This is a genomic window from Bacillus sp. ISL-77 (assembly GCF_018613105.1).
Map to the genome: position 1 here is coordinate 1 of NZ_JAGGQY010000089.1, position 9,870 is coordinate 9,870.

The 9,870-nt window shown below is 38.6% G+C and carries 9 protein-coding genes and 2 pseudogenes; 7 read left to right on the plus strand and 4 right to left on the minus strand.

What is annotated here, in order from left to right; all coding sequences use genetic code 11:
• From J7E77_RS28170 to rpe, 7 genes and pseudogenes are all read left to right on the plus strand, one after another.
• Positions 1-223, plus strand: a 223-nt coding sequence (locus J7E77_RS28170) for an MFS transporter (protein WP_214718676.1), incomplete at its 5' end; no start/stop codon positions are given.
• 100 nt (positions 224-323) lie between these two features.
• Positions 324-1,280 carry a 6-phosphofructokinase gene (gene pfkA, locus J7E77_RS28175; RefSeq protein ID WP_214718678.1) on the plus strand — a complete coding sequence of 319 codons (957 nt, stop codon included), beginning with the start codon at positions 324-326 and terminating at the stop codon, positions 1,278-1,280.
• 60 nt (positions 1,281-1,340) lie between these two features.
• Positions 1,341-1,772, plus strand: a pseudogene (rpiB, locus tag J7E77_RS28180) (ribose 5-phosphate isomerase B); the annotation flags it as partial.
• A gap of 420 nt (positions 1,773-2,192) precedes the next feature.
• Positions 2,193-3,050 (plus strand): class II fructose-bisphosphate aldolase, encoded by an 858-nt coding sequence (locus J7E77_RS28185; protein WP_214718682.1) that lies wholly within the window; start codon positions 2,193-2,195, stop codon positions 3,048-3,050.
• A 275-nt stretch (positions 3,051-3,325) separates the two neighbouring features.
• A complete protein-coding gene (locus J7E77_RS28190; protein WP_214718684.1) occupies positions 3,326-3,733 on the plus strand; it encodes a sugar ABC transporter substrate-binding protein in 408 nt (135 codons plus the stop codon).
• An 11-nt stretch (positions 3,734-3,744) separates the two neighbouring features.
• A pseudogene (locus J7E77_RS28195) lies at positions 3,745-4,296 on the plus strand (sugar ABC transporter substrate-binding protein); the annotation flags it as partial.
• A gap of 77 nt (positions 4,297-4,373) precedes the next feature.
• Positions 4,374-5,024 (plus strand): ribulose-phosphate 3-epimerase, encoded by a 651-nt coding sequence (rpe, locus tag J7E77_RS28200; RefSeq protein ID WP_214718688.1) that lies wholly within the window; start codon positions 4,374-4,376, stop codon positions 5,022-5,024.
• A gap of 79 nt (positions 5,025-5,103) precedes the next feature.
• Here the strand turns inward: rpe and J7E77_RS28205 are convergent, their stop codons facing one another.
• From J7E77_RS28205 to J7E77_RS28220, 4 genes are read right to left on the minus strand one after another with little or no spacing between them, the layout of a single operon-like run.
• A complete protein-coding gene (locus J7E77_RS28205; protein ID WP_214718690.1) occupies positions 5,104-6,210 on the minus strand; it encodes a GerAB/ArcD/ProY family transporter in 1,107 nt (368 codons plus the stop codon).
• A 13-nt stretch (positions 6,211-6,223) separates the two neighbouring features.
• Complete coding sequence (locus tag J7E77_RS28210; RefSeq protein ID WP_214718691.1) at positions 6,224-6,457, minus strand: hypothetical protein; 234 nt, start codon at positions 6,455-6,457, stop codon at positions 6,224-6,226.
• 5 nt (positions 6,458-6,462) lie between these two features.
• Positions 6,463-7,644: a Ger(x)C family spore germination protein gene (locus tag J7E77_RS28215; protein ID WP_214718692.1), complete on the minus strand. Its 1,182-nt coding sequence runs from the start codon at positions 7,642-7,644 to the stop codon at positions 6,463-6,465.
• A gap of 46 nt (positions 7,645-7,690) precedes the next feature.
• The gene (locus tag J7E77_RS28220; RefSeq protein ID WP_214718693.1) at positions 7,691-9,277 is read right to left on the minus strand and encodes a spore germination protein; all 1,587 of its coding nucleotides are present in this window, start codon (positions 9,275-9,277) and stop codon (positions 7,691-7,693) included.
• Between the last annotated feature and the right edge of the window lie 593 nt (positions 9,278-9,870).

The following is a 9,870-nucleotide window of genomic DNA, read 5'->3' on the forward strand; positions in this document are numbered from 1 at the left end:
TGGGCGAGCCATTGCCCTTATCAACAGTATAGGAAATCTTGGCGGATTCTTTGGGCCATACATTGTGGGATATATAAAGGATACAACAGGATCCTTTACGACTAGTATGATTTTCTTAGGTATCAGTATGATTATAGGTTCTTGTATAATTCTTTTCTTGGTCAAACAGTCAGGAAAGGCTCTAAGCCAGAATATCGAAAAAAAACTGAAAAAGACTAGTTAAAAAAAGTCTATCAATGTTGATTCAACCTTAAATATCCAGCGGCAACGTTTTCTAGCTGCTGGAATTTCTTTATAAACTAAAATTAAGAGGTGTATTGGTCATGAATAAACTAGGTGTCTTAACAAGTGGTGGAGATGCCCCGGGAATGAATGCCGCTATCAGAGCAGTAGTAAAAGCAGCAAATCACTATCATCTAGATATAATGGGCATACAGTGTGGATACCAAGGTTTAATTGACGGTAAAATTCACCGATTAACTGCTTCAGAGGTAGAGGATATTGCAGACAGAGGCGGAACAATATTAAAAACGTCTCGATCTTCAGAATTCATGGAGGAAGCAGGAAGGGAAAAGGCTCTTACGGTATTAAAAAGCTTTGGTATAAATTCTTTGGTTGTAATAGGTGGGGAAGGTTCTTTAAAAGGAGCCGAAAAATTACATGAACTAGGTATTAAAGTGATCGGTATACCTGGAACGATTGATAATGATTTGGCTTATACAGATTATTCCATCGGATTTGACACCACTTTAAATACAGTACTAGATTGTGTTGGTAAAATTAAAGATACCGATTTTTCCCATGATAAAACAACCATTATTGAAGTAATGGGAAGATATTGTGGTGACTTAGCCTTATATTCAGCTTTAGCAGGCGGTGGAGACATCATCTCTACTCCAGAAAGAAAATTAGATTTTGATACAATCTGTTCAAAATTAAGCTCAAGAATAAGTAGTGGAAAAAATGATAACCTCGTCATCATAACAGAAAGAATGTATGATTTACAGGAATTACAACGATATATTGAAGAGAAGTTAAACATTAGTGTAAGAACTACGGTATTAGGTTTCATCCAAAGAGGAGGGAATCCATCAGCGTTTGATCGGGTATTAGCAAGCAGAATGGGTGCTAAGGCGGTAGAACTGTTGATGAATGGAAGTTCAGGACAAGCTGTTGGAATGAAAGAAAATAAAATCATCCATAGAGAACTTGAACATGTTAATAGCGAAATGGCTGATAAACAGAATCAATATAGGTTACTAGAAACGCTTTTACACTAGAAATATGATGAAAGTCCATTTTGTAGGTAATGTAATTGCAAAAGGATAGGAGGAAGAAATATGAAAGTAGCCATTGCATCTGATCATGGTGGCATGAATATTCGTAAAGAGGTCATTTCATTGATGGAAGAGATGAATATTGAGTATGTAGATTTAGGGTGCGAGTGTAACACCTCTGTTGACTATCCAGATTATGCTATTTTGGTAGCTGAAAAGGTAGCAGGTGGTGAAATAGACCGTGGTATATTAATTTGTGGAACTGGTATTGGGATGAGTATTGCAGCCAACAAAGTAAAGGGAATTCGTTGTGCGCTTGTGCATGATATCTTTAGTGCTAAGGCAACGAGAGAACATAACGATACAAACATATTAGCTATGGGAGAGCGTGTCATTGGTCCCGGTCTAGCTCGTGATATTGCAAAAACATGGTTAACAACACCTTTTGAAGGCGGTAGACACGAAAATCGTGTTAATAAAATAGCAATATATGAAGCGACTTTTAATAATGACTTGAATAATGACTTGAATAATGACTTGAATAATAACTTGAATAATAACTTATGCTATGCAAGGAAGACTAACATGGAGCACAATGTAAAAGCATCAAAACCATAACATGTGAAAAAGTAACGATAATAAATCTTGCTAAATAGATTTAAAAATAGGTTCAATAATTCTAAAAAATGACTTTATTTACTTGTAGCCACTATCAATGGAATTTCTCCGATGTGTACTGGAAATTAGTTCATTTCTGAAAAAATAACTTGATTTAATAGCTACATATAGTTATTGGAAGATGAAATAGTTATGGTAGTAGAGTTGGCGATTGTCATTATAATCTATAAAAGGTTGATCGCACGATTCTTATAGGAAATAAAAAGTTTGGCATTTACTATTAAGGAGGATGTTAATATGGCTTTAGTTTCAATGAAAGAAATGTTAAATAAGGCGTTAGCAGAAGGTTATGCGATTGGTCAGTTCAACATGAATAACTTGGAGTGGACACAAGCGATTTTAGCTGCGGCAGAAGAGGAAAAATCGCCAGTTATCCTAGGTGTATCGGAAGGTGCTGCTCGTTATATGGGTGGTTTTAAGGTAGTAACAGCCATGGTGGAAGCTCTTATGGAGGAAATGAGTGTCACTGTTCCTGTAGCCATCCATTTGGATCACGGTTCTAGTTTTGAAAAATGTAAAGCTGCCATTGACGCTGGTTTTACATCGGTGATGATTGACGCTTCTCATCAACCGTTTGAAGAAAATGTAGAAATCACTAAAAGGGTAGTAGAATATGCCCGTAAACGTGGTGTATCTGTTGAAGCTGAGTTAGGTACTGTTGGAGGACAAGAGGATGATGTGATTGCAGATGGAGTTATCTACGCAGATCCAAAAGAATGTGAAGAGTTGGTAAAGCGTTCTGGCGTCGATTGTCTTGCGCCCGCGTTAGGTTCTGTTCATGGACCTTACAAAGGTGAGCCAAATTTAGGCTTTACAGAAATGGAACAAATTTGTCATGCAATTGGTTTACCCTTGGTTTTACACGGCGGTACAGGTATCCCGACAAATCAAATTCAAAAGTCAATCACATTAGGAACAGCCAAAATTAATGTAAACACGGAAAATCAAATTTCATTTACTAGAGTAGTACGGGAAGTGTTAAGTGCAGACTCTGACGTATATGATCCACGCAAATTTCTAGGTCCAGGTCGTGAGGCGATTAAAGAAACCGTTATAGGCAAAATTCGTGCATTTGGTTCTTCAAACAAAGCGTAACTGTTCATGATTTTACTACAGAACTAATAGTTTTGCTGGGAATGATAAGATAGAAGTTTAATGATAGAAAGCTATCTAGATCTAGTAAAAGACTATTCTAAAATAGGTGAAAATAATATTAACTTCATATAGACCAGACTATAAACCACTGATAATTATGATCCTCTTTAATTATATCCCTAGCTTCGATGCTAATTACATTCTAAGTGGTCGTTTTAATAAGAATTGAGACCCAGTAGGGACTATAAATTAGGAGAAGGAAGGGTGAATAATAGTTGGTCGGTTCATTAATTCGTGTAGTCTCTCTTGTCATATTGATAGGCCTTATGGTCACGTTTCTAAAAGAAAATAATAAGCCTAGAATGGTTGTCGTTTTGAAACAATTGAACACAGAGTATTGGAAAACCATTAAGGTAGGAGCAGAAAAAGCATTTGATGATTTTAATATAGATGGGCAAGTAATAGCACCGGATTCTGAATATTCACCTATAAACCAGATTAACATGTTGAAAAATGTTCTGAAGAGGCATCCAGATGCACTAATTGTTGCCCCAACGCAACCATCTGCTGCTATTCCTGTATTGAAAGAATATCAGGAAAAAAATATTCCTGTATTGATAGTAGATACAGATGCTGGATGGGAGGATCAAACAACCTATATTGGAACGGATCACTATAATTAGGCCAAAAAGCAGGAGCACTATTGGGCTCCATGCTGCAACCGGGGGATCAAGTAGCCTTTATTGGTGGAATGTCAGTCAGTTCAGTCACGAATGAGCGGAAAAATGGAGCGAAAGTGGTTTTAGAATCTATTAGAGTTGAAATTGTTACAGAACAGCCAGGGTATGATCGATTTGGAAAGATGAACTCAGAAATGGGAAACATTTTGCAGAGTTATCCTAATATCAAAGGTGTATTTGCCACGGATGATGTAATGGCTCTAGATGCATTAGGTATAATAGAGAAGTATGGTCTAAAGATTCCCGTCATCGGAACAGACGGTACGATAGAAATGCTGAAGTTCATTAAAGAGGAAGAAATGAGTGCTACTATGGCACAGAACCCTTATGATATGGGGTATTTAAGTGTTGAACAAGCCATGAGAGCCATTAAAGGAGAACACGTTGAAAAAAGGATTGATAGTGGGATTGATATTATCACTCAGGAGAATGTAGAAGATAGGCTAAGTTTTCTGACCCAAATATTAAAATCTAAGGAACAATCATTTTTATATGGTATTCCTTGATTTAAGTAAACTCTTATCATCTTTATTATGTTAGTTTTATTAAAGGCATGGGACAAAGAAAGTCGAGGTATTAAAAAATGACTAAAATAGCACCTTCTATCTTGTCTGCGGATTTTGCTAGACTAGCAGATGAAATTAAAGAGGTAGAGGCAGGGGGAGCAGATTATATTCACGTCGATGTGATGGACGGCGACTTTGTACCGAATATCACCATTGGTCCACTTATCGTAGAAGCGATTCGTCCTGTTACAACATTACCGTTAGATGTTCATTTAATGATTAAAAATCCTGATCAATATATTCCTTCATTTGCAAGAGCCGGCGCTGACATCATTTCTGTTCATGTTGAGGCATGTCCTTATTTACATCGTACCATTCAATTAATTAAACAACATAGAATAAAAGCAGGTGTTGTTTTAAATCCTGATACACCGATTGATCAAGTTAAACATATTCTTGAAGATATTGATTTGATCTTATTGATGACAGTGAATCCGGGATTTGGTGGGCAAGAATTTATTAAAAGTGTATTGCCGAAAATTGAACAACTTTCACAGATAATTGAGATGCGTCAACTATCAATTGAAATTGAGGTAGACGGTGGTATTAATGAAGATACGGCCAGATTATGTGTCGAAGCAGGAGCCGATGTTCTAGTAGCCGGTTCCGCTATTTATAATCAAGCAGATCGAAAAGCTGCGATTGAAAGAATTAAAAGAGCATTATAAAATAACGAGGTAAACTAAAAGGGACAGAAAGTTCCTCTTTTAGTTACCTTCAATTACTTGCTATAACTCCTATAGAATATCAACTTCTGCCTTTCTCCAAAAACTTTAGTTTAATCTTAGCAATTACGAAAAGAAATAATGGCATATAAAGACCGAACACGAATGAATAGGGTGTCCAAATGTTTGCAATAAAGTTAACCAAATAGCTTATATCGGGAGCTATCACAAGGGATAGGACCACCAAGATCATGGCGAATGGAAGTGTCAGCGGGCGATAATCACGCATCTCCAACGTTTGGGCGAGCACTAATGCGGATACATAATAACAGATCTGCAGTTTGAAAAAAATAGTAATAATCCATAATCCGGCCATAATGGCTTCTATCCGTTGGAGAAATTCACCAATGTCTATTTTTTGAGCCAATATATAGCTGGGAACATGTTCATTCTCTGTTGCTTCCGCTCCCAAAACGAGTATTGACAGCAGGGTAATTGAGAAGATGATTATTCCCCCAATCAGACTCCCTGCAAAAAAAGCTTTACCTGCTTCCTTAATCCGATTAACATAGGGAAAGATCATCAAAAACAAAACAAGCTCCAGATAAGGAACACCCAGTTGCATAAAAGCAGCACGAATAACAGGATTTGCCCCTTTTGCAAATACAGGCTGAATTTTTTCAAACTCTATTTGAGGAGAAACAAAGATAACTGTCGTAAAAAAAAGAATCAACACCCAAGGAAAGAAAATTTCCGAAGTACGGGCCATGTTTTCCAGGCCGTATCGCACCCCCATAATGACAATGCCTAACAAAAGGATATGTATCGCTTCAATCGGCGTTTCCGGCATCATCGTCGATACAAAGAAATTACTTATTTGCCGGAGTGTAATGGCACATAGGAAAAATGAATAGGTAAAGAATAAAAGTGAGGTTATTTTTCCCATCCATCTCCCTAAAATTTTCTGGCTGTATTCAACCAAGGTCATATCCGGAAAAAGACTTCCTAACGTTTTGTATAACCATGCCAGCAAAAGGCCTAATCCTACAAGAATCATAGCCGTTATCCAAGCATCTTGCTTTGCATCCGCGGCAATAAATTTTGGCAATAAAAGAATGGAACTGCCAATGGTAAATAGGATGACGAAAATCATAAACTGGCGGGGGGCAATTTTACCGTTCTCCTGCATCAATATCACCTGATCACTTGAATATTTCGGAAATAACCGTGCTATAAGGCTGGAAGACGGCTGTAATCCCCTCGAAGGGATTAGGAATACTTACCTCTAACTGCTCCGAAATATTTAGCACAATACCCAGAAGCAGTAGGGTAGAAAACACCCATAAATCCTTCCTATGATTTTTCTTCAAAAGGGAAGGGACTTCGATGAACATAATGATAACCCCTATCACTATTATTCCCACAATGGACCACATTTAATTTACTCCTCCATCCTGTCTCGAAATGATTTTTTAGTTAAAAATACGCCTCGAATATCGGCTTTCACTTCTACATTGACCTGTAAATCCGGAAATTCCTGATCCCAATCCTTTTTCAGTTTTTCCCAATATTTAGGATTGGTGCGGTTGATCACATCGCCAAAGCCAAAGATATCGGATTTATATTTTTTCTGCGCTGCTTTTAATGCCGCTGCAATGGTCCTTTCTATATCCTTTTCTGTTAATTTCTCTAACTGAGTAATCGTTTCCGGTTTCGATAAATCGATATCACATTGCGCATCGGCTACATTGCCTTCGAGACTAATTTTGACATCTATTTTAGGTATACCGTTTATTTTCTTGAATTGGGTCTCCTCTTGAGTACGAAGCACCTCCACAGTCATCTTCTTCTTCCCTTGGGGGCAAGGAAAGACAACGGACGTGCTGCTTATCTCACCCTGGGTATAGTTATATCCTTTGCTTGCCTCTTCATTTAACCAACCAACCAGCCGATCATTTTTAAACACGGCAAGGCCGTTATACTCCAAATCTGCACCGGGATCAATTTGTTGCCCATTCTCCATGGTTTCACCCAATGTCCGCTTTCCGCGCACCTTAATGCCTGTGAGTACGGCTTCTTTTCCGTTGTCAATGATATCTGACATAAACTGATCCATTCTGTCAGTACCTGCTACCCCCCAAGCATCAGATGAGTTCTCTAGAGAACGATTCATTTTTCTGGCGGGAATTCGGTCTATGAGGGTATAAACTTTAAGGATGTTCTCAGCCTTTGTGCCCCTCGCTATAACCACAAAGAAATCCCTTCGATATTGATGGTCTCTGGATATGTGATCCAGTATGTCGCTTAGCCCTTCTTTTGCCAATTCTTCACTGATGATAAGCATTTGGAGTTGTCCCGTATAAACTTTTCTTGTACTCGAAGTTGTCAGTCTTCGACCAGCCTCCTGCAAACTGTTCCCCGTTTCATGAAACAAAGTGACAGGAGTATCACTTGAAGCAGCACCTCCTTTGGCAGCAATCGCTCCTGGATTGACGATTTGGTGAGAAAGCAAAATTTGATTCCCCTTTTTATCCAATCCCATGGCTACAGTGACCGCAAGTTCGTTTAATTCTACCCGATTCCAGCATCCAGTAAGCGTAAACAAAATGACTATTGAATTCAACCATAAGGCCGGCTTTTGTTTCGTAACGACTCCTCCTTTCTTTGTATCAATTCCTAAACTTTTCTACGCGGTTGCGGGGTAGGAGATTATCTTCACGGCTGATATTCTTTTGACTCATAAATCGAGGCCTGGAGAACATTCCCCACCAAGGTGCACGGAAAATCGCATCTTTTTGATCAGACATCACCATAGGGCCAAACGGTGCCATATAGGGAACTCCAAAAGAACGCAATTGACATAAGTGCTGTATGACAGCAATAATCCCTACAATAATGCCCAAGAGCCCGAAGGAAGCAGCCAAACCCATCATCCCAAAGCGCAGGATTCTGACAGAAATGGCCAAATTATAGGCAGGAATGATGAAACTGGAAATAGCTGTGATGGATACCACGATCACCATGGAAGCTGATATGATTCCCGCTTCTACTGCTGCTTGTCCAATCACTAAGGCCCCTACAATCGAAACCGACTGTCCTACCGCTCTTGGCATTCGAACCCCGGCCTCCCGCAACAGTTCAAAGGTTACCTCCATTAATAGTGCTTCAATAAATACCGGAAAAGGTACCCCTTCCCGTTGAGCCATCAGACTAAAAAGCAGTCCGGGAGGGAGCATTTCCTGATGAAAAGTTGTAATTGCAATATATAAAGACGGACCTAGTAAGGCAATGAATAAAGACAAATAACGCAGCAAACGCAGGAGTGTCGCAATGTCTGACCGCTGATAATAATCTTCTGCTGCCGAAAAGAATTGCGTGAAGATGACCGGTACCAAAAGGACAAAGGGGGTTCCATCTACAAAGATCGCGATCCGCCCCTCCAAAAGCCCGGCAGCAATGACATCAGGCCTTTCCGTATTAAATACCGTGGGAAAAACGGTATATGTTTCATCCTGGATCAATTCTTCAATATAGCCGCCTTCCAGAATGCTGTCTATTTCAATCCGGGTAAGCCGTTTCCGTACCTCTTCAACGACTTTTCCATTCGCAATTCCCTGAATGTACATGATGTTGACGGCCGTTTTGGTTACCCTTCCTATGGTTAGGTTCTCCATCCAAAGGTTAGGATCTCTAATTTTTCGCCGGACTAATGCGGTATTCGTCCGTATGTTTTCAGAAAAGCCCTCTTTCGGGCCACGAATGACCGTTTGAGAAGAAGGCTCTTGAACACCGCGGTCTTCCGACCCTTTCAAACCGACTAGCAGACCTTGAGAATTTCCTTCTAATAGGATGGCAGCATCCCCTGATAAGATGGATGGAAGCAAGGTTTCAAAATCCGAAACTTCCTTGATGCTTCCCACAGGAAGAAGCTCTTTCAGTAGTTGAAAAGTATAGGGTATGGATGAATTGTCCAAATTTAGTTCAACTTCTTGTATATCCATCATTAAAGATTCCATGATAAATTGATTGACAGATTTAGTATCAGCCAAGCCTTCTGTATAGACCAGAGCTATTTTGATCTTCCTTTTCTTTCCGATACCAAATTTCCTTATGACAACATCTGGGCTATTACCAACTAATTCAATAATTGTTCGAATGTTTTCCTGAAGATTCGTTCGTAAGGGTGTTTTTTCATTTATATGTTGATTATTGGGGGTTGAATTAGATTTAAATATTCTATGAATCACTTTGAACATCCCCAAAAGTATATCATCTCCTAGTTTACACCTTGATTGTTATTCATTTCTCGCGACATCAGGAGAGTTATTATTTTCCGAAATTGACATTATTTCTTACCAATAATCCATTAATGCATGAACAGCATAAAACCAGTGTGATTAAACGAGCAATAATCGAAAACGATACACCATCTACGGTTAAATCCAGTGTTGGGTGCTGCTTACCTTAAATATTTATGTGCATGTTGTGGTTAATTTATCCGTTTTAGATTTAAATATACAGTTACCTCTACTAATCACTACCTACATTCTGTTTTGTTAAAGGAGTAAGTAAATCAGGGTTGGAAGTTAAGTTTCTTCATAATTTAGGCAATTTGCTTATTTAAAATAAAATCTATGTTGACAAATATCAGAATCAAGGTATACTAAAAACATAAGGTAACTTAGTAGACAAGTTAACAACAGGGGCGATTCTACTAAGGATCTTGGTTAAAAATTAAAATCGGCAAGTCATAAATTAATGAGGTGGCGGACATGAAACATATAAGTATTGATGAATTAAAAGAAAAAGCGATTGAAATGAGAAAAGCAGCTATCACCATGATTCACAA

Excerpts from the sequence above, each read along its gene's own strand:
- pfkA (WP_214718678.1), top strand. The coding sequence starts at position 324 with ATGAATAAACTAGGTGTCTTAACAAGTGGTGGAGATGCCCCGGGAATG.
- J7E77_RS28185 (WP_214718682.1), top strand. The coding sequence starts at position 2,193 with ATGGCTTTAGTTTCAATGAAAGAAATGTTAAATAAGGCGTTAGCAGAA.
- rpe (WP_214718688.1), top strand. The coding sequence starts at position 4,374 with ATGACTAAAATAGCACCTTCTATCTTGTCTGCGGATTTTGCTAGACTA.
- J7E77_RS28205 (WP_214718690.1), bottom strand. The coding sequence starts at position 6,210 with ATGCAGGAGAACGGTAAAATTGCCCCCCGCCAGTTTATGATTTTCGTC.
- J7E77_RS28210 (WP_214718691.1), bottom strand. The coding sequence starts at position 6,457 with ATGTGGTCCATTGTGGGAATAATAGTGATAGGGGTTATCATTATGTTC.
- J7E77_RS28220 (WP_214718693.1), bottom strand. The coding sequence starts at position 9,277 with ATGTTCAAAGTGATTCATAGAATATTTAAATCTAATTCAACCCCCAAT.